The following is a 24,142-nucleotide window of genomic DNA, read 5'->3' as shown; positions in this document are numbered from 1 at the left end:
CGGGACCGGCCGCACCCTCCTCACCGACGCGGCTGCTCCGCTACGGGCAGCCGCGCCCCGTCCCGCAGGAACAGCGGGATGCGGTCCAGCGGGGCGTCGACCGTCACGGCCGTACCGCCCTCGTACGTCTCACCCATCCACGCGTCCGTCCAGCTCGCGCCCGCCGGGAGATACGCCGTGCGGGTCGTGGCGCCCGCCGTCAGCACCGGCGCGACGAGGAGGTCGGGGCCGAAGAGATACGCGTCGTCCACCGACCAGGCCGCCCGGTCCCCGGGGAACTCCAGGAACAGCGGCCGCATCACCGGCAGCCCCTCCTCGTGCGCCTCCCGCATGACGTCCAGCACGTACGGCTTCAGCCGCTCGCGCAGCCGCAGGTACCGCTCCAGGATCGCCCCGGCCTCCTCGCCGTACGACCACACCTCGTTGGGGCCGCCGGTCATCCTCGGACCCAGCGGCATGGCCGGGTCGCGGAAGCCGTGCAGGCGCATCAGCGGGGAGAGCGCGCCGAACTGGAACCAGCGGATCATCACCTCGCGGTAGTCCGGGTCGTCCGGGTCGCCGCCGTGGAAGCCGCCGATGTCCGTGTTCCACCACGGGATGCCGGACAGCGCCGTGTTGAGGCCCGCCGCGATCTGGCGGCGCAGGGTCGCGAAGTCGGTGCCGATGTCACCGGACCACAGGGCGGCGCCGTAGCGCTGACTGCCCGCCCAGGCCGAGCGGTTGAGGGTGATGATCTCGTCCTCGCCGGACGCGCGCAGGCCCTCGTAGAAGGTGCGGGCGTTCTCGGCCGGGTAGAGGTTGCCCACCTCAAGGCCGGGCCCCGCCCAGTAGCGCAGGTTCTCCTGGAAGCCCGGCTTCAGCTCCGGCTCACAGGCGTCCAGCCAGAAGGCCTTGATGCCGTAGGGAGCCAGGTAGTTGTCGCGCACGCGCGACCACACGAAGTCACGGGCGTCGGGGTTCGTCGCGTCGTAGAAGGCCACCTGGACCGTCGACGCGACCTCCTTGTCCGGCCAGTCGGCGTGCGCCAGCGGGCCGTACTGGGTGCCGATGAAGTAGCCGCGCTGCTCCATCACCGGGTGGTTCTCGCTCAGCGGCGACACCGAAGGCCAGACGCTGACCACCAGCTTGACGCCCAGCTCGTCCAGTTCGCGGACCATCGCGGCCGGGTCCGGCCACTCCTTCGGGTCGAACTTCCACTCGCCCAGGTGCGTCCAGTGGAAGAAGTCGCAGACGATCACGTCGAGGGGCAGGCCCCGCCGCTTGTACTCGCGTGCCACGGAGAGGAGTTCGTCCTGGGTGCGGTAGCGCAGCTTGCACTGCCAGAAGCCCGCCGCCCACTCCGGCAGCATCGGGGTGCGGCCGGTCACCGCGCTGTAGCGGCGCTGGGCGTCGGCCGGGGCGCCCGCGGTGATCCAGTAGTCGATCTGGCGGGCCGAGTCCGCGACCCAGCGGGTGCCGTTGCCGGCCAGCTCCACGCGGCCGATCGCCGGGTTGTTCCACAGCAGGGTGTAGCCGCGGCTGGAGGTGAGCACCGGGATGCCGACCTCGGCGTTGCGCTGGACCAGGTCCAGCACCAGCCCCTTCTGGTCCAGCCGGCCGTGCTGGTGCTGGCCCAGGCCGTACAGCCGCTCGTCCTCGTAGGCGGCGAACCGCTGCTCCAGACGGTGATGGCCGTTGCCGACGGCCGTGTAGAGGCGCGGGCCGGGCCACCAGAAGTGGGCGCGCTCCTCGGCCAGCAGCTCCTCCTCGCCAAAGGTGCGCAGGAAGCGGATCAGACCCTCGGCGTCGACCTCGACGGTCAGCGCGCCGACGGTCAGCCGCCCCCGCCCGTCCTCGATCTTGACGGTGGAGGGGGCCGGCGGGGCCTCCTCGAGCAGCGCGCCGGGCAGACCGTCGAGGACGGGACCGCCGAGCCGCGCCCGGACCCGGACCGCGTCCGGGCCCCACGGCTCGACGCGGACGGTCTCCTGACGGCCGCTCCACTCCAGCGCGCCGTCGCGCTCACGGAAGGTTCCGACGGTGGGGGAGGACTGCGCCAGGCTGACCGCGGGGTGACTGGTCTGGTTTTCGGCAGGCTGATTCACGTGGGGTGCTCCTGTGCTCCTGGAGGAGTGAGACATGGAGGAGTGAGGCATGGAGGGGTGACGCATGGAGGGTGCGGCTGGGGAGGTGCGGCGTGGAGGGGGCGGTCAGGGGGTGCCCCGGCAGCGCGGGGGAGGGCGGACAGGGGGTTCCCCGGCAGCGCGGGGGACCGGTGGGGCGAGGTGGGGCGAGCAGGGGCAGGGGTGTCAGGACGCCGCGGGCGCCGGTCCCGAGCTGGCGCGGACCGTCAACTCGGGCGCGAGCAGCACGACGTCGTCGCTGCCCCGCCCGTCGAGCTTGGCCACCAGACGCTCCACGGCGTGCCGGCCCATCTCCTGCGCGGGGATGGCGACCGACGTCAGCCGCACCGAGGCCTGGACGGCGACCTGGTCGGGGCAGATCGCCACCACCGACATGTCCTCGGGCACGGCCCGGCCCTGCTGGCGCAGCAGCGCGAGCAGCGGCTCGACCGCCGACTCGTTCTGTACGACGAACCCCGTGGTGCCCGGACGTTCGTCGAGGACCCGGGCCAGGGTCACGGCCATCGCGTCGTACCCGCCCTCGCACGGGCGGTGCAGGATCCGCAGGCCCAGCTCCCGGGCGCGGGAGCGGAGTCCTTCGAGGGTGAGCTCGGCGAAGCCGGTGTGCCGCTCGTAGACGGCGGGGGCCTCGCCGATGACCGCGATGTCGCGGTGGCCGAGCGTCGCCAGGTGCTCCACGCACAGCGCGCCCGTCGCGCTCCAGTCCAGGTCGACGCAGGTCAGGCCCGTGGTGTCGGCGGGCAGTCCGATGAGGACCGACGGCTGGTCGGTGCCGCGCAGCAGCGGCAGCCGCTCGTCGTCGAGTTGGACGTCCATGAGGATCATCGCGTCGGCGAGTCCGCTGCCGGTGACCCGGCGGACGGCGTCGGGCCCCTCCTCGCCGGTCAGCAGCAGGACGTCGTAGCCGTGCGTGCGGGCCGTGGTGGCGACCGCGATGGCGATCTCCATCATCACCGGGACGTACATGTCGGTGCGCAGCGGGATCATCAGCGCGATGATGTTGGACCTGCTGCTGGCCAGGGCGCGCGCGCCGGCGTTCGGGTGGTAGCCGAGTTGGCGGATGCTCTGCTCGACCCGCTGCCGGGTGGTCGCGGAGATGGACCGCTTGCCGCTGAGGACATAGCTCACCGTGCTCGCCGAGACTCCGGCGTGCTGGGCGACCTCGGCGAGGGTGACCATCCAGCTCTCCAAGCTTTGTGAAGCGCTTCGACAGTGCGCAGTGCGAACAGGGGCGGGTGAGGGTGGTTCGACAGTAGCTCTAGCGAGGGTGGGTGTCCATAGGTTGTCGAAGCGCTTCGACAGCGAGTTCCGGACGGGGCACGGAACGGGGGCGGGCCCCTGCCTACCACGGCGGACGCCCGACCGGGAGGCGTCCGTGACGGACGGCAACCTTCCGCGCCTCGGCGGCCACTGAGGAGCGTCACCGCGATTCCCCCGGAAGGACCCCCATGCAGCACCGCCGCCCCCGCCTCTCAAGGCGCGGGCCCTCACCGCCACCGTGGTCGCCCTCGCGGCCGCCGCCGGCGTCACCGTCGCCCAGGCGGGCGAGTCGAGCAAGAAGTGCACGGCGTTCGACACGATCACGCTCGGCAAGTACTACGTGAACAACAACCTCTGGGGCCAGGACAAGGGCACCGGCAGCCAGTGCGTGTGGGACAACGCCGCGAACGGCTCCACGATCTCCTGGGGCACGGACTACACCTGGGCCAACAACAGCAAGGGCACCGACGCGGACGTGAAGTCGTACGCGAGCACCGTCCTCGGCTGGCACTGGGGCTGGAAGGCCGACAAGGCCGCCACCGGGCTGCCCATCAGGGTCGGCGACCGCAAGCCGGTGAGGACCACCTGGGAGTTCTCCCTCCCCGCCGACCCCGGCACCATGAACGTCGCCTACGACCTGTGGCTGCACACCAAGAGCACCGCGGACTGGCAGGACCGGCCCACCGACGAGATCATGATCTGGCTCAACCGCCAGGGCGGCGCGGGCCCGCTCGGCACCAGGTACGGCAGCGTCAGCCTGGGCGGCGCCATGTGGGACATCTACCAGGGCGACATCGGCTGGAAGGTCCACTCCTTCGTCCGCCGCACCAACACCACCAAGGCCACGCTCGACCTCGACGACTTCACCCAGGCACTCGTCCGGCGCAAGCTGCTCGGCAACGACAAGTACGTCTCCGGCATCGAGGCGGGCACCGAGGTCTTCAAGGGCACGGGCCGTCTGGACACCACGTCCTACGCGGTCACCGTCGGCTGAACGGCCGCGCGAGGGGTGGTGGCCTCGCCCCGGATCGGGTACCAACGATCGAGTAGGACCCGTCGGTAACCAAAAGGTCCCCGATCCCGATTCGCGGCGAGGTGAGCCTCATGTCCGCACCACCCCTCAAGAAACCCGTCGTCACCGAGCGTGAGGCCCGCCAAGTGGCCGAGGCCGCCCGGGAGCGGCACTGGCGCAAGCCCAGCTTCGCGAAGGAACTCTTCCTGGGCCGCTTCCGCCTCGACCTCATCCACCCCCACCCCCTGCCCACCGACGAGGCCGTGCGGCGCGGCGAGCAGTTCCTGGCCAAGCTCCGCGACTTCTGCGAGACGAAGGTGGACGGCGCCCGGATCGAGCGCGAGGCACGGATCCCCGACGAGGTCGTCAACGGGCTCAAGGAGCTCGGCGCCCTCGGCATGAAGATCGAACCCAAGTACGGCGGGCTCGGCCTCACCCAGGTGTACTACAACAAGGCGCTGGCCCTGGCCGGGTCGGCCAGCCCGGCCGTCGGGGTACTGCTCTCGGCGCACCAGTCGATCGGCGTCCCCCAGCCGCTGAAGCTGTTCGGCACGCCCGAGCAGAAGGAGGCCTTCCTGCCGCGGTGCGCCCGCACCGACATCAGCGCCTTCCTCCTCACCGAGCCGGACGTCGGCTCCGACCCGGCACGGCTCGCGACCAGCGCGGTGCCCGACGGGGACGACTACGTCCTCGACGGCGTGAAGCTGTGGACCACCAACGGTGTGGTCGCCGACCTCCTGGTCGTCATGGCCCGGGTGCCGAAGTCGGAGGGCCACCCCGGCGGCATCACGGCCTTCGTCGTGGAGACCGCCTCGCCCGGCGTCACGGTCGAGAACCGCAACGCCTTCATGGGACTGCGCGGCATCGAGAACGGCGTCACCCGCTTCCACCAGGTGCGGGTCCCCGCCGCGAACCGCATCGGCCCCGAGGGCGCCGGCCTGAAGATCGCCCTCACCACCCTCAACACCGGCCGGCTGTCGCTCCCGGCGTCCTGCGTGGCCGCCGGGAAGTGGTGCCTGAAGATCGCCCGCGAGTGGTCGGCGGCCCGCGAGCAGTGGGGCAAGCCGATCGCCCACCACGAGGCCGTCGGGGCGAAGATCTCCTTCATCGCGGCGACGACCTTCGCCCTGGAGGCCGTCCTGGACCTGTCGAGCCAGATGGCCGACGAGGACCGCAACGACATCCGCATCGAGGGCGCGCTGGCCAAGCTCATCGCCTCCGAGATGGGGTGGCGCATGGCCGACGAGCTGGTCCAGATCCGCGGCGGCCGCGGCTTCGAGACGGCCGACTCGCTCGCGGCCCGCGGCGAGCGCGCGGTCCCCGCCGAACAACTCCTGCGCGACCTGCGCATCAACCGCATCTTCGAGGGCTCCACGGAGATCATGCACCTGCTGATCGCGCGCGAGGCCGTCGACGCCCACCTCTCCGTCGCCGGCGACCTCATCGACCCCGAGAAGTCCCTCCAGGACAAGGCGAGGGCGGGCGCGAACGCGGGTGTCTTCTACGCCAAGTGGCTCCCCAAACTGGTCGCGGGACCCGGCCAACTGCCGTCGTCGTACACGGAGTTCAAGCACGAGGTCGACCTCTCGCCGCATCTGCGCTACGTCGAGCGCCACGCCCGCAAGCTCGCCCGCTCCACCTTCTACGCCATGTCGCGCTGGCAGGGCCGGATGGAGACCAAGCAGGGCTTCCTCGGCCGGATCGTCGACATCGGCGCGGAGCTGTTCGCGATGAGCGCCGCCTGCGTCCGCGCCGAGCTGCTGCGCTCCCGGGGCGAGCACGGCCGCGAGGCCTACCAGCTCGCCGACGTCTTCTGCCACCAGGCCCGCCTGCGCGTGGACGCCCTCTTCACCCGCCTGTGGTCCAACACCGACGACCTCGACCGCAAGGTCGTCAAGGGCGTCCTCACCGGCACCTACGAGTGGCTGGAGCACGGGATCGTCGACCCGTCGGGCGAGGGCCCGTGGATCGCCGACGCGACGCCCGGACCCAGCACCCGGGAGAACGTCCACCGCCCGGTCAGGTGATCCGCCGCCCGACGTGACGGTGCCCCCGGGACCGGTTCCGCGCAACGGACGCGTGTCCCGGGGGCGTCGCCGCCGCTCCCCGGTGTCCTGCCGGGGGCGACGTGGTCCGCAGCCCCACCGGCCGTCGGGAGGTCGCCGCCGTACCCTCCCGAGGGGACACCCTGTCAACCGGCGCGTCCGTTCCGGCGACAATGGGGGGATGAGCGACAGTCCAGCCCTCCTCGCCGACCCGCACCTCGTCTACGACCCCGTCGCGGGCGACGGCCCGAAGGACGTGGTGATCCTCGGCTCCACCGGGTCGATCGGCACCCAGGCCATCGACCTCGTGCTGCGCAACCCGGACCGCTTCCGGGTGACCGGCCTGTCCGCCAACGGCGGCCGGGTCGCCCTCCTCGCCGAGCAGGCCCGCCGGCTGCGGGTACGGACCGTCGCGGTCGCCCGCGAGGACGTCATACCGGCCCTGCGCGAGGCGCTCACCTCGGCGTACGGCACCGGCGAGCCGCTCCCGGAGATCCTTGCCGGCCCGGACGCGGCCGCCCGGCTCGCCGCCTCCGACTGCCACACCGTCCTGAACGGCATCACCGGCTCCATCGGCCTCGTGCCCACCCTCGCCGCCCTGGAGGCGGGCCGCACCCTCGCGCTCGCCAACAAGGAGTCGCTCATCGTGGGCGGCCCGCTGGTCAAGGCGCTCGCCAAGCCCGGCCAGATCATCCCGGTGGACTCCGAGCACGCGGCCCTCTTCCAGTCCCTCGCCGCCGGCACCCGCGCGGACGTCCGCAAGCTGGTCGTCACCGCCTCCGGCGGCCCCTTCCGCGGCCGGACGCGGGAACAGCTGGCGCATGTCACCGTCGAGGACGCCCTCGCCCACCCCACCTGGGCCATGGGCCCGGTGATCACGATCAACTCCGCGACCCTCGTCAACAAGGGCCTGGAGGTCATCGAGGCGCACCTCCTCTACGACATTCCCTTCGACCGCATTGAGGTCGTCGTGCATCCCCAGTCGTATGTCCACTCGATGGTTGAGTTCACGGACGGATCGACACTGGCGCAGGCGACGCCCCCCGACATGCGCGGGCCCATCGCCATCGGCCTCGGCTGGCCCGAGCGCGTGCCCGACGCGGCGCCCGCCTTCGACTGGAGCAAGGCGTCGACGTGGGAGTTCTTCCCGCTCGACGACGAGGCCTTCCCCTCGGTGAACCTCGCCCGGCACGTGGGCGAGCTCGCGGGTACGGCCCCGGCGGTGTTCAATGCCGCCAACGAGGAGTGCGTGGAGGCGTTCCGCCGGGGCGCGCTGCCGTTCAACGGCATCATGGAGACGGTGACACGGGTGGTCGAGGAGCACGGCACGCCCGTCACGGGAACTTCACTGACCGTGTCGGACGTCCTCGAAGCGGAGACCTGGGCACGGGCCCGGGCCCGGGAACTGACAGCACAGACGGCGACCGCGGAGGCGCGTTGATGACGTCCCTGATGATGATCCTCGGCATAGTCGTCTTCGTGATCGGCCTGCTGTTCTCGATCGCGTGGCACGAGCTGGGGCATCTGTCCACGGCCAAGCTCTTCGGCATCCGCGTGCCGCAGTACATGGTCGGCTTCGGCCCGACCCTGTGGTCGCGCCGCAAGGGCGAGACCGAGTACGGCATCAAGGCGATTCCGTTCGGCGGCTACATCCGCATGATCGGCATGTTCCCGCCCGGTGACGACGGCCGGCTCGCCGCCCGCTCCACCTCGCCCTGGCGCGGCATGATCGAGGACGCCCGCTCGGCCGCGTTCGAGGAGCTGCGCCCCGGCGACGAGAACCGCCTCTTCTACACCCGCAGGCCCTGGAAGCGGGTCATCGTGATGTTCGCGGGCCCCTTCATGAACCTGGTGCTCGCGGTGGCGCTGTTCCTCACGGTCCTGATGGGCTTCGGCATCTCCCAGCAGACCACCACGGTCAGCTCCGTCTCCCAGTGCGTCATCAAGCAGAGCGAGAACCGCGACGACTGCACCTCCAAGGACCCGGCCTCCCCGGCCGCGGCCGCGGGCCTGAAGGCGGGCGACAAGATCGTCTCCTTCGACGGCGTGCGGACCGACGACTGGAACGAGCTGTCCGACCTCATCCGCTCCCACCCCGACAAGACCGTCCCGATCGTCGTCCAGCGCGACGGCGAGGACATCACGCTGAAGGCCACGATCGCCACCAACCAGGTGGCCAAGAAGGACGCCGCCGGACAGATCGTCCAGGGCGAGTACGTCACGGCCGGCTTCCTCGGCTTCAGCGCGGCCACCGGCATCGTCAAGCAGGACTTCGGCGACTCCGTGACCTGGATGGGGGACCGCATCGGCGAGGCCGTCGACTCCATCGCCGCCCTGCCCGGCAAGATCCCGGCCCTGTGGAACGCGGCCTTCGACGGCGCCCCCCGCGAGCCCGACTCACCCATGGGGGTGGTCGGCGCGGCCCGCGTCGGCGGCGAGATCTTCACCCTGGACATCCCGCCGACCCAGCAGCTGGCGATGGCGTTGATGCTGGTGGCGGGCTTCAACCTGTCCCTGTTCCTGTTCAACATGCTCCCGCTGCTGCCGCTCGACGGCGGCCACATCGCGGGCGCGCTCTGGGAGTCGCTGCGCCGCAACACGGCGAAGGTGCTGCGCCGCCCGGACCCGGGCCCGTTCGACGTGGCGAGGCTGATGCCGGTGGCCTACGTGGTGGCCGGGATCTTCATCTGCTTCACGATCCTGGTACTGATCGCCGACGTGGTGAACCCGGTGAGAATCTCCTAGCCACCCGGAGTTCACGACGGCCGGGCACCCTGGGTGCCCGGCCGTTCGCCGTTCCGGGCCGGTGCGGTCCTCCCACGAGTGGCTTGACGAGCGGGATGTGCTCCGGCCAGTGCCCGTGCCGTAATCTCGGAGTCCGGAGCCCGCTGTTCATGGGACCGGACCTTGATCCACGACTTGGGGTTGCACAGCAGATGACTGCGATTTCTCTCGGCATGCCGTCCGTTCCGACCAAGCTCGCCGAGCGCCGGAAGAGCCGGCAGATCCAGGTCGGCTCCGTGGCGGTCGGCGGAGACGCCCCCGTGTCCGTGCAGTCGATGACCACGACCCGTACGTCCGACATCGGCGCCACGCTCCAGCAGATCGCCGAGCTGACCGCGTCCGGCTGCCAGATCGTCCGCGTCGCCTGCCCCACCCAGGACGACGCCGACGCCCTCGCCACCATCGCCCGCAAGTCGCAGATCCCGGTCATCGCCGACATCCACTTCCAGCCGAAGTACGTCTTCGCCGCCATCGAGGCGGGCTGCGCCGCCGTCCGCGTGAACCCCGGCAACATCAAGCAGTTCGACGACAAGGTCAAGGAGATCGCCAAGGCGGCGAAGGACCACGGCACCCCGATCCGCATCGGCGTGAACGCGGGCTCGCTGGACCGGCGCCTGCTCCAGAAGTACGGCAAGGCCACCCCCGAGGCCCTCGTCGAGTCCGCCCTCTGGGAGGCGTCCCTCTTCGAGGAGCACGACTTCCGCGACATCAAGATCTCCGTCAAGCACAACGACCCGGTCGTGATGATCGAGGCCTACCGCCAGCTCGCCGCCCAGTGCGACTACCCCCTCCACCTCGGCGTGACCGAGGCCGGCCCCGCCTTCCAGGGCACGATCAAGTCGGCGGTGGCCTTCGGCGCGCTGCTGAGCCAGGGCATCGGCGACACCATCCGCGTCTCGCTGAGCGCGCCTCCGGCCGAGGAGGTCAAGGTCGGCATCCAGATCCTGGAGTCCCTGAACCTCAAGCAGCGCGGCCTGGAGATCGTCTCCTGCCCGTCCTGCGGCCGCGCCCAGGTCGACGTCTACAAGCTGGCCGAGGAGGTCACCGCGGGCCTGACCGGCATGGAGGTCCCGCTGCGCGTGGCCGTCATGGGCTGCGTGGTGAACGGCCCGGGCGAGGCCCGCGAGGCCGACCTCGGCGTCGCCTCCGGCAACGGCAAGGGCCAGATCTTCGTCAAGGGCGAGGTCATCAAGACCGTCCCCGAGTCCAAGATCGTGGAGACCCTCATCGAGGAGGCCATGAAGCTGGCCGAGCGGATGGAGGCCGAGGGCGTGACCTCCGGCGAACCGTCGGTGTCGGTCGCGGGCTGACGCGACTGTCCGGCGCCGGGCGGGCACATCGCACATCCCGCCCGTCCCGGCGCTCGAGGACGAGGCCCCGTCCAGGGCCGGAGCGGGGGTCCGGGGGCGGCAGCCCCCAGGGACGGAACGGCGGCCGACGGCCCCCGTCCTGCGAGCGGCGACCCGCACGGGGCGACGCTGCTCAGCCGCCGCGGGTACAGTGCGGAAATCAGGCAGACCCCAGTGTGAGGCCCCGCACGTGTTGACGCAGACCACCTCCCGGGTCCTCGAACCGAGCGACCTGGACGCCGCGCTCGCCGTCCTCGACCGCGAGCCCGTCGTGAACGCCTTCGTGACCTCCCGCGTGCAGGTCGCGGGCCTGGACCCGTGGCGGCTCGGCGGCGAGATGTGGGGCTGGTACGAGGACGGCATGCTGACGTCCCTGTGCTACGCCGGCGCCAACCTGGTCCCCATCTGCGCCACCCCGCGCGCCGTCCGCGCCTTCGCCGACCGCGCCCGCCGGGCCGGCCGCCGCTGCTCCTCCATCGTCGGCCCCGTCGAAGCCACCGCCCAGCTGTGGCGCCTGCTCGAACCCCACTGGGGCCCGGCCCGCGAAATCCGCGCCCACCAGCCCCTCATGGTCACCGACCGCCTGCCCACCGACATCGCCCCGGATCCCCGCGTCCGCCGCATCCGCAAGGACGAGATGGAAACGATCATGCCGGCGTGCGTGGCGATGTTCACCGAGGAGGTCGGCGTCTCCCCGATGGCCGGCGACGGAGGGCTGCTCTACCAGGCCCGGGTCGCCGAACTCGTCGGCTCCGGCCGCTCCTTCGCCCGCCTCGACGACCGGGGCAGGGTCGTCTTCAAGGCGGAGATCGGCGCCGCTACCCCCCAGGCCTGCCAGATCCAGGGCGTCTGGGTGGCCCCCGAGTACCGGGGCAGGGGCCTGGCGGCCCCCGGCATGGCAGCGGTCCTGCGCTACGCGCTGTCCGACGTGTCCCCGGTGGTCAGCCTGTACGTCAACGACTTCAACACGGCGGCCAGGCGCACCTATCAACGGGTGGGCTTCCGCGAGGTGGGCGCGTTCATGAGCGTGCTGTTCTAGAGCCGCGCCCACCGAGCCGCGTCGGGCCAACGTGTCCTGGCGGCGCGGGGCCGTATCGGCGCGCGGCTCCGCCGCACGGGCGCGAGCGACCACGGACAACCCGCCCCCCGCACGCGGCCGAACCCCCCCTGTAGTCTCCCGTCATGGACCTCGTCATCGGCCCCTTGGACCTCACAGCCCACGTGGACGAGGCCTTGGCCGTCCAAGCCGTAGCCTTCGGGCTGGGCCCCGACGAGGTGGCCGTACGTCGCCAGATCGTCATCCGCCACATGACCTACCCCGGAGCACGGGCGCTCGGCGCCTGGACGGCGGAGGGCCGGCTGACGGGCTTCGTCTACGGCATGCCCAACGACCGCACCCACTGGTGGTCCACCGTCGTGGAGCCCTACCTCCGGGCCCAGGGAAACGACCACTGGCTCGACGACTCCTTCGTCATCACGGAGCTCCACGTCCACCCGGTGTACCAGAACCGCGGCGCGGGCCGGGCCCTGATCACCGCCATCACGGACGCGGCCACGGAACCCCGCTCGATCCTCTCCGCGATCGACACGGAAAGCCCCGCCAGGGCCCTCTACCGTTCCCTCGGCTACCAGGACCTGGCCCGCCGCGTCCTCTTCCCCAGTGCCCCCCGCCCGTACGCGGTGATGGGCGCCACCCTCCCGCTGCTCCGCAAGTAACGGATTTCCGGCCACCCAGGGCTCCCGGCTAACCTCCTAGCCATCACCCTCCCCCAGTTCCCGGCTTCGCCGGAGCCGGGACCCCCAGCAGCAGGAGTACGACAGCCATGGCGAACGCACCGGTCCAGCGCATGTCCCAGTTGATGGCGAAGACGTTGCGCGACGACCCCGCCGACGCCGAGGTCCTCAGCCACAAGCTCCTCGTCCGCGCCGGCTATGTCCGCCGTACCGCCGCCGGCATCTGGACCTGGCTGCCGCTGGGCAAGAAGGTCCTCGCCAACGTGGAGCGGATCGTCCGTGAGGAGATGGACGCGATCGGCGCCCAGGAGGTGCTGCTCCCCGCCCTGCTGCCGAAGGAGCCGTACGAGGCCACCGGCCGCTGGGACGAGTACGGCCCCGAGCTGTTCCGCCTGAAGGACCGCAAGGGCGGCGACTACCTCCTCGGTCCGACCCACGAGGAGATCTTCACGCTGATCGTGAAGGACCAGGCGTCCTCCTACAAGGACCTGCCGGTCATCCTCTACCAGATCCAGACGAAGTTCCGTGACGAGGCCCGCCCCCGCGCCGGCATCCTGCGTGGCCGCGAGTTCCTGATGAAGGACTCCTACTCCTTCGACCTGGAGGACGAGGGCCTCGCCCACTCCTACGCCCTGCACCGCCAGGCCTACCAGAAGGTGTTCGAGCGCCTCGGCCTGGACTACCGCATCTGCGCCGCCACCGCGGGCGCGATGGGCGGCTCGAAGTCGGAGGAGTTCCTCGCACCGGCCGGCGCCGGTGAGGACACCTTCGCGGACTGCCCGAACTGCGACTTCGCGGCGAACACCGAGGCGATCACGTACGGACTGAAGCCGGTGGACGCGGCCGGGGTCCCCGCCGCCGAGGACATCCCGACCCCGGACACCCCGACCATCGAGACCCTCGCCGCCTCCCTCGGCGTCCCGGCCTCCGCCACCCTGAAGAACCTCCTGGTCAAGGTCGACGGCGAGATCGTCGCCGTCGGCGTGCCCGGCGACCGCGAGGTCGACCTGGACAAGGTCGAGGCCCACTTCGCCCCGGCCGCCGTCGAGTTGGTCACCGCGGAGGACTTCGTGGGCCGCCCGGACCTGGTCCGCGGCTACGTCGGCCCGCAGGGCATGGAGAAGGTGACGTACATCGCCGACCCGCGCGTGGCCCCCGGCACCTCCTGGATCACGGGCGCCAACAAGGAGGGCATGCACGCGAAGAACGTCGTCGCGGGCCGCGACTTCGAGGTCGACGAGTACGTCGACGCCGTGGTCGTCCAGGAGGGCGACCCCTGCCCGAACTGCGGCACCGGCCTCAAGCTGGACCGCGCCATCGAGATCGGCCACATCTTCCAGCTGGGCCGCAAGTACGCCGACGCCCTCAAGCTCGACGTCCTCGGCCAGAACGGCAAGCCGGCCCGCGTCACCATGGGCTCCTACGGCATCGGCGTCTCCCGCGCCGTCGCGGCCCTCGCCGAGCAGACCGCCGACGACAAGGGACTGTGCTGGCCCGCCGAGGTCGCCCCGGCCGACGTGCACGTCGTCGCCGCCGGCAAGGCCCTCCAGACCGAACTCGCCCTCGACGTCTCCGAGAAGCTGCGGGCGGCCGGCCTGCGCGTCCTGGTCGACGACCGGGCCGGCGTCTCCCCGGGAGTGAAGTTCACCGACTCCGAGCTGATCGGCGTACCGAAGATCCTGGTCGCGGGCCGCCGCTCCGCCGAGGGCGTCCTGGAGCTGAAGGACCGCAGGACCGGCGAGCGCGAGGAGCTGACGGTGGACGAGGCGATCGCCCGCCTGACCGCCTGATGACCGGCACGCCGTGAAGGCGTCTCCCGGAGAGCCTGTCGCGGCGTACGGACTCCGCACAGGCTCCTGCCGGACCGCTCCCCGACCGTAGGACATGACAGGGCGTCACTGCGGAGGGGAACGGCCAGGGAGACGGGGGAAGAGGAACGGCGGACCGCGGCAGTGGTCCGCCGAGCCGCGCGGCGCCGCACGGCGGCTCTCGCGGCGGCCGTCGCGCTCGCCACCGGCCGCCGGGGTGTTCCGCCTTGACCGGCACGGCACGGGCGGACGCCATGAGGACCGCGAGCAGCGCCATCGGCTCCCCCTCGCAGGCCTCATGACGCCCGCGCCCGCCACCTCCCGCCCCACGGCCACCGTCGAACGCGGCGCCCCCGGCACCACCGCCCGGGCGGCCGTCACCGCCCCGACGCCGCGGGAGTCCTGCCCGACGCAGCCGGCACGGCCGCTCTGATCAGCGGTGTGGCGCGGGCCTGCCGGCCCGCCCGAGGGCGCAGGACGGGACGGCCGTCACCACCCCGGGCCGGCCCCCACCGCCCGGGAGGCGGCCGCCTGGCCAGCCGGCCCGTCCGGGGTGGCCTAGAGCCAGCCCGCGAACTCCAGCAGCAGCTCCGCGTCCCGTGCCCGTCCCACGCGCCGCGCCCGCAGCCCGGACTCCACCGCGCGGAACAGCGTCCAGCCGCGCAGCCGCTCCTGGTCCACCTCCAGCGACTCCGCGAGCCGCTTCACGCGCCGCCGGGTGGTCGCCGCCCCGGACGGCGAGGCGATCAGGTCCTCCACCCGGTCCCGGACGAGGCGGGCCAGGTCGAAGGCGCACTCGCCGACCACCGGATCCGGCCCCACGGCCAGCCACGGCATCCGCTCACCCGCCAGCACCTTGCTCTGCCGGAACGTGCCGTGCAGCAGCCGGTGCTCGGGCGGCGCGGCCACCAGCTCCTCGCGCGCCGCGAGCGCCGCGTCGACCAGCGGGCCCGTCTCGGCGTCGGCACTCGCCCGCATGGCCGCCGCCTGCCGCCCGGACCGCTCGGCGACGGTCTCGAACACCGGTGCGCCGCTGTCGCCGGGCGGTTCGACCCACAGCCGCCGCAGCGTCCCCGCCGCCTCCAGCAGCGCCTTGGCCTCCGGCAACGACCGCACCGACACATCGGGATGCAGCCGCTCCAGCACCAGCACCCCCTTCGTCACGGGCCCCTCCAGCAGCTGTACGGCGCCCAGGCCGCCCCAGTGCGCGAGCGCGGCCCGCTCGGCCTCCGGCCGGAACCGGGGCGGGGCCAGCTTCAGCACGGCCGGGGTCCCGTCGGCGTACCGCACCAGCACGACCAGGCTGCTGCGCCCGCCCGGCACCTGCACCCGCTCGACCGTCAACTCGCGTAGGGCTGCGGCCTGTCGGGCCGCCTCCGGCAGCCTCTCCAGCCAGTCGTCACCGTCCGGCGCCGTCTCACCGAGCGCCCTGACCAGACGCTGCGGCGGTTCGAAAGCCATGCGCGGGTCGCCCCTTCCTGCTCCTGGTCGCGGTCCTGCCTTGGTCCGTGTGCGTCCTGCGTGGCCCGTCCGTGTCCTGCCGTGGTCCGTCTGCCGCCGGTCCTCCTCCGATCACGCCGTCGGTGTCGCCGAGCCCGCCCCCGTGGCCGAGGGCCCGGCGCCGGTGGCGGCCGGTTCCCTGGCCGTGCCGGCCCGCTCGGCGAGCCCAGGGAAGGCTACGCTCCCGCCGCGCCAGCGCACCGCCCGCACCGCCGCCTCCCGCAGCGCCCCGGCGGCCTCCCGACGCCGCGCGTCCCCGGTGGCCCGCACCAGGTCCGCGTACACGCCGGCGACGCGTTCCTCCAGCTCGGCCGCGAGCCGGACCGCCGCCGCCGAGTCCGGCACCGGGAACGGCAGCGCGTACGCGGCGCTCGCGGCGACCGGCTCGGCGCCCAGGTCGCGCACCTCGCGCGCCAGCGCGTCCCGACGCACCCGGTGCGCGTCGTACGCCGCCCGCGCCTCCGCGCGCCGCCCCTCGCGGATGCGTCCGCCGACCACCCCGTACCCGTACACCGCCGCGTGCTCGGCGGCCAGCGCCGCCTGGAGGGCCGTCAGCCGCCCGCTCGTCTTCCCGCTCATCGGGTTCCCTCCGTCAGCAGGTACGCGTGCGCCGCCCCGGCCGCCGCCACCGAGGCCATCAGCCGGGCCAGCTCGCCCGGCACGCCCACCAGGGCCGCGACCCGCTGGTCGGCGAGCGTCCGCTCGGCGGCGGCGAGGCCGGTGAGGGCGTCCTTCTCACCCGCCGGGACAGCGACGGGCGGGGCCGACGGGGCGGCCGGGGCCGTGCCGGAGGCCGATGCCGAAGGAGAGGGCGACGCCGGAGCGGAAGCCGACGCCGAGGGGGAGACCGACGTCCCCCGGGCGCCCCCGAACGCCGTCACGTGCCGCACGACCTCCGCCCGCAGCGGCGCGAGCCGCCCCGCCAGTGCCGGATGGGCGGCGAGGACGGCGTCGTACCGCGCCACCAGCTCCGCGCTGTCCCGGGCCGCACGCGCGCGTGCCCGCTCCGTGACCGAGGGGCTGCCGCCCGAGCTCTCCCCATCGGAATCCCCTGAGCCCGGGGAACAGCCCATGAGCAGGGCGGCCCCGGCGGCCGAGGCGAGCAGGGTTCTTCTGCGCGGCCCCGAGGGGGTGCGCGGCGGCGGGGGGAACGGCACGGCAGACGTCCTCGGGGAACTCGTATGACATGAAGACAGATCGCGGGCGGCACGCCCGTGATCACCGTACCCGCGCGCCGCCCCCGCACCACTCACCGGCACCATGTGCGCCCTGGCGGCCGCCCGGTGGACGGCAACACCCCCCGCGACCCGATACCCTTTGACCAGACACGCGACCCATCCCACAACAGCACACGCGGCCGAGGAGTCACCCGGATGAGCACCACCCAGAGCGAGAGGCTGCGAGAACTGCTGGAACCGCTCGTCACCTCCCAGGGCCTCGATCTCGAAGAGATCGCCGTGGACTCCGTCGGACGCAAGCGCGTGTTGCGTGTCGTCGTCGACTCCGACACCGGTGCGGACCTGGACCAGATCGCCGATGTGAGCCGCGCGCTCTCGGCGAAGCTCGACGAGACGGACGCGATGGGCGAGGGCGAGTACACCCTCGAGGTCGGCACCCCGGGCGCGGAGCGCGCCCTCACCGAGCACCGCCACTACGTACGGGCCACGGACCGCCTGGTGAGGTTCCAGCTGCACGAGGGCGGCGAACTCGTCGCCCGCATCCTCGACGTGGACGACGACGGCCTCGACGTCGAAGTACCCGGAGTGAAGGGCCGCAGGGCCACCACCCGCAGACTCGCCTTCGACGACATCGACAAGGCCCGCGTCCAGGTCGAGTTCAACCGCAAGGACAAGAAGGACATGAAGGAAGAGGAGGAGGCGTAGCCGTGGACATCGACATGAGTGCCCTGCGGGGCTTGGTACGGGAGAAGGAGATCTCCTTCGACCTGCTGGTCGAGGCGATCGAGTCGGCCCTCCTCATCGCCTACCACCGCACCGAGGGAAGCCGCCGCCACGCGCGCGTGGAGCTCAACCGGGAGACCGGTCACGTGACCGTGTGGGCGAAGGAGGACCCCGAGGACCTCGAGGAGGGCCAGGAGCCCCGCGAGTTCGACGACACCCCGTCCGGCTTCGGCCGTATCGCCGCCACCACCGCCAAGCAGGTGATCCTGCAGCGGCTGCGCGACGCCGAGGACGACGCGACGCTCGGCGAGTACGCCGGCCGCGAGGGCGACATCGTCACCGGAGTGGTCCAGCAGGGCCGCGACCCCAAGAACGTGCTCGTCGACATCGGCAAGCTCGAGGCCATCCTGCCGGTGCAGGAGCAGGTCCCGGGTGAGACCTACCAGCACGGCATGCGGCTGCGGTCGTACGTCGTACGGGTGGCGAAGGGCGTGCGCGGTCCGTCCGTGACGCTCTCCCGGACGCATCCCAATCTGGTGAAGAAGCTGTTCGCGCTGGAGGTGCCGGAGATCGCCGACGGGTCCGTCGAGATCGCCGCCATCGCCCGCGAGGCCGGCCACCGCACGAAGATCGCCGTACGGTCCACCCGTTCGGGCCTGAACGCCAAGGGCGCCTGCATCGGCCCCATGGGCGGACGGGTGCGCAACGTGATGGCCGAACTGAACGGTGAGAAGATCGACATCGTCGACTGGTCGGACGACCCGGCCGAGATGGTGGCGAACGCGCTGTCACCCGCCCGGGTGTCCAAGGTGGAGGTCGTCGACCTCGCGGCCCGCTCCGCGCGGGTGACCGTGCCGGACTACCAGCTGTCCCTGGCGATCGGCAAGGAAGGGCAGAACGCCCGGCTCGCCGCCCGCCTGACCGGCTGGCGGATCGACATCCGGCCGGACACCGAGCAGCCCGGCGAACAGCGCGGGGAATAGATCCAGGCCGCGAGGCGCTTAGATCACGACAGTGTTTGCGCGGCTACTGTCCGATTCCTGGCCCAAAGGGGTGAGGTCGGTACGGGGAGGTAGACTTAGCTGTGTCTGGCCGGACGCATGCCCGAGCATGCCCTGAGCGCACCTGTGTGGGGTGCCGGGAGCGAGCGGCCAAGACGGAGCTGCTGCGCATCGTGGCGACCGGAGACGCATGCGTCCCCGATCCTCGCGGTACGCTGCCCGGCCGGGGTGCGTACGTGCATCCCGCCCCGGTCTGTCTCGACCAGGCGGTGCGCCGCCGGGCGTTCACGAGGGCGTTGCGTGCCCAAGGAGCGCTCGACACAAAGGCGTTGCGTCAGTACGTCGAGCAGACGACAGTTGCCGAGGAGGCAACACCGTAAGAAAGCGTTGCGTGGAACCCCCGCGCGGCCCAGGTACCCCGCGAGTTGGAAGTAGGTCGAGATTGCGATGAGCACTCGATGAGCACGCGATGAGTACGCCCATGAAGTAGCGACGGTCCGGCCGCAACCCGGACCTAAAAGGAGCGAAGTGGCTAAGGTCCGGGTATACGAACTCGCCAAGGAGTTCGGTGTGGAGAGCAAGGTCGTCATGGCCAAGCTCCAGGAACTCGGTGAATTCGTCCGATCGGCGTCTTCCACCATCGAAGCGCCCGTTGTACGCAAACTGACTGACGCCTTCCAGGGCGGTGGCAGCGGCAAGTCCGCCAGGCCCGCTGCCCCGCGTAAGTCTGCCCCCAGGCCCGCCGCGCCGTCCCCGGCGCAGGCGGCTCGTCCGGGTCCGGCCGCTCCGCGGCCGGCCGCCCCCAAGCCCCCGACGGCTCAGCAGCCCGCGGCCCCCGCGGCCCCCGCGGCCCCGGCTGCCTCGTCGGCACCGTCGGCCCCCGCGCCGTCGACTCCCGCGCCGTCGGCTCCCGGCCCGCGTCCGGGCCCCAGGCCCGCGCCGCGTCCGGCCCCGGCCGCTCCGGAGTTCACCGCTCCGCCGTCGGCCCCGGCCGCCGCGAAGCCCGCAGGCCAGGGTCCGCGCCCCGGCGCCCCCAGGCCCGGTGGCCGTCCCGGTCAGGGCCAGGGCCAGGGTGGCCAGGGCCAGCGTCCGGCCGCCGCGCAGGGTCCGCGTTCCGGTGGCTCCGGCGCCGCGCGTCCCGGTGCCCGTCCGGCCGGCCCGCGTCCGGGCAACAACCCCTTCACCTCCGGTGGCAACGCCGGTATGGCCCGTCCGCAGGCCCCCCGTCCGCAGGGCGGCCCCGGCGGTCCGCGTCCCGGCGGCGCTCCCGGCGCCGGTCCCCGTCCCCAGGCCCCCGGTGGCCAGGGTGGCGGTCCCCGTCCGCAGGCTCCGGGCGGTCCGCGCCCGTCGCCGGCCGGCATGCCCCGCCCGCAGGGCGGCGCTCCGCGTCCCGGTGGCGGCCCCGGCGGTCCGCGTCCGAACCCGGGCATGATGCCGCAGCGTCCGGCAGCCGGCCCGCGTCCCGGTGGCGGTGGCCCCGGCGGCCGCGGTCCCGGCGGCGGCGGTCGTCCCGGTGGCGGCGGCGGTCGTCCGGGCGGTGGCGGCGGCTTCGCCGGCCGTCCCGGTGGCGGTGGCGGCGGCTTCGCCGGTCGTCCCGGCGGTCCCGGTGGCGGTGGCGGCGGCTTCGCCGGCCGTCCCGGCGGTCCGGGCGGTGGCGGCGGCGGTCGTCCCGGCTTCGGTGGTCGTCCCGGCGGTCCCGGTGGCCGTGGTGGCACGCAGGGCGCCTTCGGTCGTCCCGGTGGTCCCGCGCGTCGTGGCCGCAAGTCGAAGCGGCAGAGGCGCCAGGAGTACGAGGCCATGCAGGCCCCGTCGGTCGGCGGCGTGATGCTGCCTCGCGGCAACGGCGAGACCATTCGCCTGTCGCGCGGTGCGTCGCTCACCGACTTCGCGGAGAAGATCAACGCCAACCCGGCGTCCCTCGTCGCGGTCATGATGAACCTCGGCGAGATGGTCACCGCGACCCAGTCCGTCTCCGACGAGACGCTGGAACTCCTCGCCGGCGAGATGAACTACACGGTTCAGATCGTCAGCCCGGAGGAGGAGGACCGCGAGCTGCTCGAGTCCTTCGACATCGAGTTCGGCGAGGACGAGGGCGACGAGGAGGACCTGGTGGTCCGTCCGCCGGTCGTCACCGTCATGGGTCACGTCGACCACGGCAAGACCCGCCTGCTCGACGCCATCCGCAAGACGAACGTCATCGCGGGCGAGGCCGGTGGCATCACCCAGCACATCGGTGCCTACCAGGTCGCGACCGAGGTCAACGACGAAGAGCGCAAGATCACCTTCATCGACACCCCGGGTCACGAGGCGTTCACCGCCATGCGTGCCCGTGGTGCGAAGTCGACCGACATCGCGATCCTGGTCGTCGCGGCCAACGACGGCGTCATGCCGCAGACGGTCGAGGCGCTCAACCACGCCAAGGCGGCCGACGTCCCGATCGTCGTCGCGGTCAACAAGATCGACGTCGAGGGTGCCGACCCGACCAAGGTGCGCGGTCAGCTGACCGAGTACGGCCTGGTGGCCGAGGAGTACGGCGGCGACACGATGTTCGTCGACATCTCCGCCAAGCAGGGTCTGCACATCGACTCGCTGCTGGAGGCCGTGATCCTCACGGCCGACGCCTCGCTCGACCTGCGGGCCAACCCCAACCAGGACGCGCAGGGCATCTCGATCGAGTCCCGTCTCGACCGCGGCCGTGGTGCCGTGGCGACGGTCCTCGTCCAGCGAGGCACGCTGCGGGTCGGCGACACGATGGTGGTGGGCGACGCCTACGGCCGAGTCCGCGCCATGCTCGACGACAACGGCAACAACGTCGCCGAGGCGGGCCCGTCGACGCCGGTCCAGGTCCTGGGCCTGACCAACGTCCCGGGTGCGGGCGACAACTTCCTCGTCGTCGACGAGGACCGCACGGCCCGCCAGATCGCCGAGAAGCGTGCGGCCCGCGAGCGCAACGCGGCCTTCGCGAAGCGCACGCGCAGGTTCTCCCTGGAGAACCTGGACGCGGCTCTCAAGGCCGGCGAGGTCCAGCAGCTGAACCTGATCATCAAGGGTGACGCCTCTGGTTCCGTCGAGGCCCTGGAGTCGTCCCTGCTCCAGCTGGACGTCGGCGAAGAGGTCGACATCCGCGTCCTGCACCGCGGCGTCGGTGCGGTCACGGAGTCCGACATCGACCTGGCGATGGGCTCGGACGCGATCGTCATCGGCTTCAACGTGCGTGCCGCGGGCCGTGCGCAGCAGATGGCGGAGCGCGAGGGCGTGGACGTCCGCTACTACTCGGTCATCTACCAGGCGATCGAGGAGATCGAGGCGGCCCTGAAGGGCATGCTGAAGCCGGAGTACGAGGAGTTCGAGCTCGGTACGGCGGAGATCCGCGAGGTCTTCAAGTCGTCCAAGCTCGGCAACATCGCCGGTGTCCTCATCCGCTCGGGCGAGGTCAAGCGCAACACCAAGGCACGCCTCATCCGCGACGGCAAGGTGGTCGCGGAGAACCTCAACATCGAGGGCCTGCGTCGCTTCAAGGACGACGTCACCGAGATCCGCGAAGGGTTCGAGGGCGGTATCAACCTCGGCAACTTCAACGACATCAAGGTCGACGACGTCATCGCGACGTACGAGATGCGGGAGAAGCCGCGGGTGTGACCCACGGTTCGCGCCGGCCGACGGGACCTGTCCCGTCGGCCGGCGCGCCGCCGTTCCCGGGGGTGCCCGGCAGCCGGTGAGGCGCCCCGGGGCGGGGTTCACCCCGTGCCCGGCCGAGCCGGGTGGGCGGGTGAAAACCCCGTCGAGACGGTGCCGGTATCGTTGTAGCGTTCGTGATGCCCTGTCCCACACGGCTGACAGGGCCATCGATCCCGTACCGGCGGGTGAACCGGCTACACACATGTACCTGGGGACTCTGTCCTTCGACCTGCTCCTCGGCGACGTACGGTCGCTGAAGGAGAAGCGCTCCGTCGTCCGCCCCATCGTCGCCGAGCTCCAGCGCAAGTTCGCGGTGAGCGCGGCCGAGGTGGACCACCAGGACCTCCACCGCCGGGCCACGATAGGCCTGGCCATGGTCTCGGGTGACGCGGAGCACCTGACCGATGTACTGGACCGGTGCGAACGGCTGGTCGCCGGCCGCCCCGAAGTGGAGCTGCTGTCGGTCAGACGCCGTTTCCACGGCGAAGACGACTGACTGACCACAGAACGCAAGAGAAGAAAGAACGGGAGACGGACCAGTGGCCGACAACGCGCGCGCCAAGAGGCTTGCGGACCTCATCCGAGAGGTGGTGGCCCAGAAGCTGCAGCGCGGGATCAAGGACCCGCGGCTCGGCTCCCACGTCACCATCACGGACACCCGTGTCACGGGTGACCTCAGGGAGGCGACCGTCTTCTACACCGTGTACGGGGACGACGAGGAGCGGGCGGCCGCGGCCGCCGGTCTGGAGAGCGCCAAGGGCATCCTGCGCTCCGAGGTCGGCCGCGCGGCCGGCGTGAAGTTCACGCCGACGCTGTCCTTCGTCGCCGACGCCCTCCCGGACAACGCCCGCACCATCGAGGACCTCCTCGACAAGGCGCGCCAGTCCGACGAGAAGGTGCGCGAGGCGTCCGCGGGCGCCGCGTACGCCGCCGGCGCCGACCCGTACCGCAAGCCCGGTGACGACGAGACGGACGACACCGCGGAATGAACCGTAAGCACACCGCGCCCGACGGCCTCGTCATCGTCGACAAGCCGTCGGGCTTCACTTCGCACGACGTCGTGGCCAAGATGCGGGGGATCGCCAGGACCCGCCGCGTCGGCCACGCCGGCACGCTCGACCCGATGGCGACGGGCGTCCTCGTCCTCGGCGTGGAGAAGGCGACCAAGCTCCTCGGGCACCTCGCCCTCACCGAGAAGGAGTACCTGGGGACCGTCCGGCTCGGCCAGAACACCCTGACCGACGACGCCGAGGGGGAGATCACCTCCTCCACCGACGCCTCCCAGGTCACCCGGGACGCCATCGACGCCGGCATCGCCAAGCTGACCGGCGACATCATGCAGGTCCCCTCCAAGGTCAGCGCCATCAAGATCGACGGTGTGCGCTCGTACAAGCGGGCCCGCGACGGCGAGGACTTCGAGATCCCCGCCCGCCCGGTCACCATCTCCTCCTTCACGGTGTACGACGTCCGGGACGCCGTCGCCGGGGACGGCACGCCCGTCCTGGACCTGATCGTCTCGGTGGTCTGCTCCTCCGGCACCTACATCCGGGCCCTCGCCCGCGACCTGGGCGCCGACCTCGGCGTCGGCGGCCACCTCACCGCCCTGCGCCGCACCCGCGTCGGCCCCTACAAGCTGGACTCCGCGCGCACCCTCGAACAGCTCCAGGAGGAGCTGACGGTGATGCCGATCGCCGACGCCGCCGCGGCCGCCTTCCCCCGCTGGGACGTGGACGCCAGGCGGGCCCGGCTGCTCACCAACGGCGTGCGGCTGGAGATGCCCGACGAGTACGCCGACGCCGGCCCGGTGGCCGTCTTCGACCCCGAGGGCCGGTTCCTGGCGCTGGTCGAGGAGCAGAAGGGCAAGGCGAAGAGCCTGGCCGTCCTCGGCTGAGTCCCACCGGTTCGCCCGTGGAGCGGCGAGCACGGGATCCTGCCCGCCCCGCCGCT

Annotated in this window: 20 protein-coding genes; 15 read left to right on the top strand and 5 right to left on the bottom strand. The window is 72.1% G+C overall.

The window, feature by feature from the left end:
* Positions 1-20: 20 nt before the first annotated feature.
* Both ACF1A1_RS22245 and ACF1A1_RS22240 read right to left on the bottom strand, forming a co-directional pair.
* Entirely contained in the window at positions 21-2,084 is a 2,064-nt protein-coding gene (locus tag ACF1A1_RS22245) for a TIM-barrel domain-containing protein (protein ID WP_392002086.1), read from the bottom strand.
* A gap of 204 nt (positions 2,085-2,288) precedes the next feature.
* Positions 2,289-3,302, bottom strand: a complete 1,014-nt coding sequence (locus ACF1A1_RS22240) for a LacI family DNA-binding transcriptional regulator (RefSeq protein ID WP_392002085.1) — start codon at positions 3,300-3,302, stop codon at positions 2,289-2,291.
* Between the two features lie 319 nt (positions 3,303-3,621).
* Here ACF1A1_RS22240 and ACF1A1_RS22235 point away from each other — a divergent pair, with 319 nt between their 5' ends.
* The 8 genes from ACF1A1_RS22235 to ACF1A1_RS22200 all read left to right on the top strand — a co-directional run bounded on the left by ACF1A1_RS22235 (position 3,622) and on the right by ACF1A1_RS22200 (position 14,097).
* Entirely contained in the window at positions 3,622-4,377 is a 756-nt protein-coding gene (locus ACF1A1_RS22235) for an endo-1,4-beta-glucanase (protein WP_392002083.1), read from the top strand.
* 110 nt (positions 4,378-4,487) lie between these two features.
* The gene (locus tag ACF1A1_RS22230; protein WP_392002081.1) at positions 4,488-6,422 is read left to right on the top strand and encodes an acyl-CoA dehydrogenase family protein; all 1,935 of its coding nucleotides are present in this window, start codon (positions 4,488-4,490) and stop codon (positions 6,420-6,422) included.
* Between the two features lie 199 nt (positions 6,423-6,621).
* Positions 6,622-7,881, top strand: a complete 1,260-nt coding sequence (gene dxr, locus ACF1A1_RS22225) for a 1-deoxy-D-xylulose-5-phosphate reductoisomerase (protein ID WP_392002080.1) — start codon at positions 6,622-6,624, stop codon at positions 7,879-7,881.
* Between the two features lie 11 nt (positions 7,882-7,892).
* Positions 7,893-9,185: a M50 family metallopeptidase gene (locus ACF1A1_RS22220; protein WP_392002412.1), complete on the top strand. Its 1,293-nt coding sequence runs from the start codon at positions 7,893-7,895 to the stop codon at positions 9,183-9,185.
* A gap of 191 nt (positions 9,186-9,376) precedes the next feature.
* Positions 9,377-10,534 (top strand): flavodoxin-dependent (E)-4-hydroxy-3-methylbut-2-enyl-diphosphate synthase, encoded by a 1,158-nt coding sequence (gene ispG, locus ACF1A1_RS22215; protein WP_392002079.1) that lies wholly within the window; start codon positions 9,377-9,379, stop codon positions 10,532-10,534.
* A 229-nt stretch (positions 10,535-10,763) separates the two neighbouring features.
* The gene (locus ACF1A1_RS22210) at positions 10,764-11,612 is read left to right on the top strand and encodes a GNAT family N-acetyltransferase (RefSeq protein WP_392002077.1); all 849 of its coding nucleotides are present in this window, start codon (positions 10,764-10,766) and stop codon (positions 11,610-11,612) included.
* Between the two features lie 143 nt (positions 11,613-11,755).
* Positions 11,756-12,289, top strand: coding sequence for a GNAT family N-acetyltransferase (locus ACF1A1_RS22205; RefSeq protein WP_392002076.1), 534 nt, complete (start codon positions 11,756-11,758; stop codon positions 12,287-12,289).
* A 107-nt stretch (positions 12,290-12,396) separates the two neighbouring features.
* Entirely contained in the window at positions 12,397-14,097 is a 1,701-nt protein-coding gene (locus ACF1A1_RS22200; RefSeq protein WP_392002074.1) for a proline--tRNA ligase, read from the top strand.
* Between the two features lie 576 nt (positions 14,098-14,673).
* On the opposite strand, the gene ACF1A1_RS22195 is transcribed toward ACF1A1_RS22200, so the two are convergent.
* The 3 genes from ACF1A1_RS22195 to ACF1A1_RS22185 all read right to left on the bottom strand — a co-directional run bounded on the left by ACF1A1_RS22195 (position 14,674) and on the right by ACF1A1_RS22185 (position 16,772).
* Positions 14,674-15,576, bottom strand: a complete 903-nt coding sequence (locus tag ACF1A1_RS22195) for an aminoglycoside phosphotransferase family protein (protein ID WP_392002073.1) — start codon at positions 15,574-15,576, stop codon at positions 14,674-14,676.
* Between the two features lie 111 nt (positions 15,577-15,687).
* The gene (locus tag ACF1A1_RS22190; protein ID WP_392002072.1) at positions 15,688-16,194 is read right to left on the bottom strand and encodes a ferritin-like domain-containing protein; all 507 of its coding nucleotides are present in this window, start codon (positions 16,192-16,194) and stop codon (positions 15,688-15,690) included.
* Positions 16,191-16,772, bottom strand: a complete 582-nt coding sequence (locus ACF1A1_RS22185) for a hypothetical protein (protein ID WP_392002070.1) — start codon at positions 16,770-16,772, stop codon at positions 16,191-16,193. Before ACF1A1_RS22185 ends, ACF1A1_RS22190 begins: the two co-directional genes overlap by 4 nt.
* 216 nt (positions 16,773-16,988) lie before the next feature.
* On the opposite strand from ACF1A1_RS22185, the gene rimP reads away from it, so the two are divergent.
* From rimP to truB, 7 genes are all read left to right on the top strand, one after another.
* Positions 16,989-17,498 carry a ribosome maturation factor RimP gene (gene rimP, locus ACF1A1_RS22180; protein WP_392002068.1) on the top strand — a complete coding sequence of 170 codons (510 nt, stop codon included), beginning with the start codon at positions 16,989-16,991 and terminating at the stop codon, positions 17,496-17,498.
* Positions 17,499-17,500: 2 nt separating this feature from the next.
* Positions 17,501-18,499 (top strand): transcription termination factor NusA, encoded by a 999-nt coding sequence (nusA, locus tag ACF1A1_RS22175; protein WP_392002066.1) that lies wholly within the window; start codon positions 17,501-17,503, stop codon positions 18,497-18,499.
* A 101-nt stretch (positions 18,500-18,600) separates the two neighbouring features.
* A complete protein-coding gene (locus tag ACF1A1_RS22170; protein WP_392002065.1) occupies positions 18,601-18,897 on the top strand; it encodes a YlxR family protein in 297 nt (98 codons plus the stop codon).
* 148 nt (positions 18,898-19,045) lie between these two features.
* Complete coding sequence (gene infB, locus ACF1A1_RS22165) at positions 19,046-22,156, top strand: translation initiation factor IF-2 (RefSeq protein ID WP_392002064.1); 3,111 nt, start codon at positions 19,046-19,048, stop codon at positions 22,154-22,156.
* A 241-nt stretch (positions 22,157-22,397) separates the two neighbouring features.
* Positions 22,398-22,691: a DUF503 domain-containing protein gene (locus ACF1A1_RS22160; protein ID WP_392002063.1), complete on the top strand. Its 294-nt coding sequence runs from the start codon at positions 22,398-22,400 to the stop codon at positions 22,689-22,691.
* Between the two features lie 43 nt (positions 22,692-22,734).
* Entirely contained in the window at positions 22,735-23,184 is a 450-nt protein-coding gene (gene rbfA, locus ACF1A1_RS22155) for a 30S ribosome-binding factor RbfA (protein ID WP_392002061.1), read from the top strand.
* Complete coding sequence (gene truB, locus ACF1A1_RS22150) at positions 23,181-24,086, top strand: tRNA pseudouridine(55) synthase TruB (RefSeq protein WP_392002060.1); 906 nt, start codon at positions 23,181-23,183, stop codon at positions 24,084-24,086. The genes rbfA and truB overlap by 4 nt, the downstream gene beginning before the upstream one ends.
* Positions 24,087-24,142: the final 56 nt, after the last annotated feature.

The organism is Streptomyces sp. NPDC014995 (genome assembly GCF_043080745.1).
GTDB lineage: Bacteria > Actinomycetota > Actinomycetes > Streptomycetales > Streptomycetaceae > Streptomyces.
Note: the sequence above shows the minus strand (reverse complement) of the source record. Positions and strands in the feature narration are given on the sequence as shown.

What these genes read in the sequence shown, in the direction of transcription:
- ACF1A1_RS22240 (WP_392002085.1), bottom strand. Translation starts at nt 3,302, where the DNA reads ATGGTCACCCTCGCCGAGGTCGCCCAGCACGCCGGAGTCTCGGCGAGC.
- ACF1A1_RS22230 (WP_392002081.1), top strand. Translation starts at nt 4,488, where the DNA reads ATGTCCGCACCACCCCTCAAGAAACCCGTCGTCACCGAGCGTGAGGCC.
- dxr (WP_392002080.1), top strand. Translation starts at nt 6,622, where the DNA reads ATGAGCGACAGTCCAGCCCTCCTCGCCGACCCGCACCTCGTCTACGAC.
- ACF1A1_RS22220 (WP_392002412.1), top strand. Translation starts at nt 7,893, where the DNA reads ATGATGATCCTCGGCATAGTCGTCTTCGTGATCGGCCTGCTGTTCTCG.
- ispG (WP_392002079.1), top strand. Translation starts at nt 9,377, where the DNA reads ATGACTGCGATTTCTCTCGGCATGCCGTCCGTTCCGACCAAGCTCGCC.
- ACF1A1_RS22205 (WP_392002076.1), top strand. Translation starts at nt 11,756, where the DNA reads ATGGACCTCGTCATCGGCCCCTTGGACCTCACAGCCCACGTGGACGAG.
- ACF1A1_RS22200 (WP_392002074.1), top strand. Translation starts at nt 12,397, where the DNA reads ATGGCGAACGCACCGGTCCAGCGCATGTCCCAGTTGATGGCGAAGACG.
- ACF1A1_RS22195 (WP_392002073.1), bottom strand. Translation starts at nt 15,576, where the DNA reads ATGGCTTTCGAACCGCCGCAGCGTCTGGTCAGGGCGCTCGGTGAGACG.
- ACF1A1_RS22190 (WP_392002072.1), bottom strand. Translation starts at nt 16,194, where the DNA reads ATGAGCGGGAAGACGAGCGGGCGGCTGACGGCCCTCCAGGCGGCGCTG.
- rimP (WP_392002068.1), top strand. Translation starts at nt 16,989, where the DNA reads ATGAGCACCACCCAGAGCGAGAGGCTGCGAGAACTGCTGGAACCGCTC.
- ACF1A1_RS22160 (WP_392002063.1), top strand. Translation starts at nt 22,398, where the DNA reads ATGTACCTGGGGACTCTGTCCTTCGACCTGCTCCTCGGCGACGTACGG.
- truB (WP_392002060.1), top strand. Translation starts at nt 23,181, where the DNA reads ATGAACCGTAAGCACACCGCGCCCGACGGCCTCGTCATCGTCGACAAG.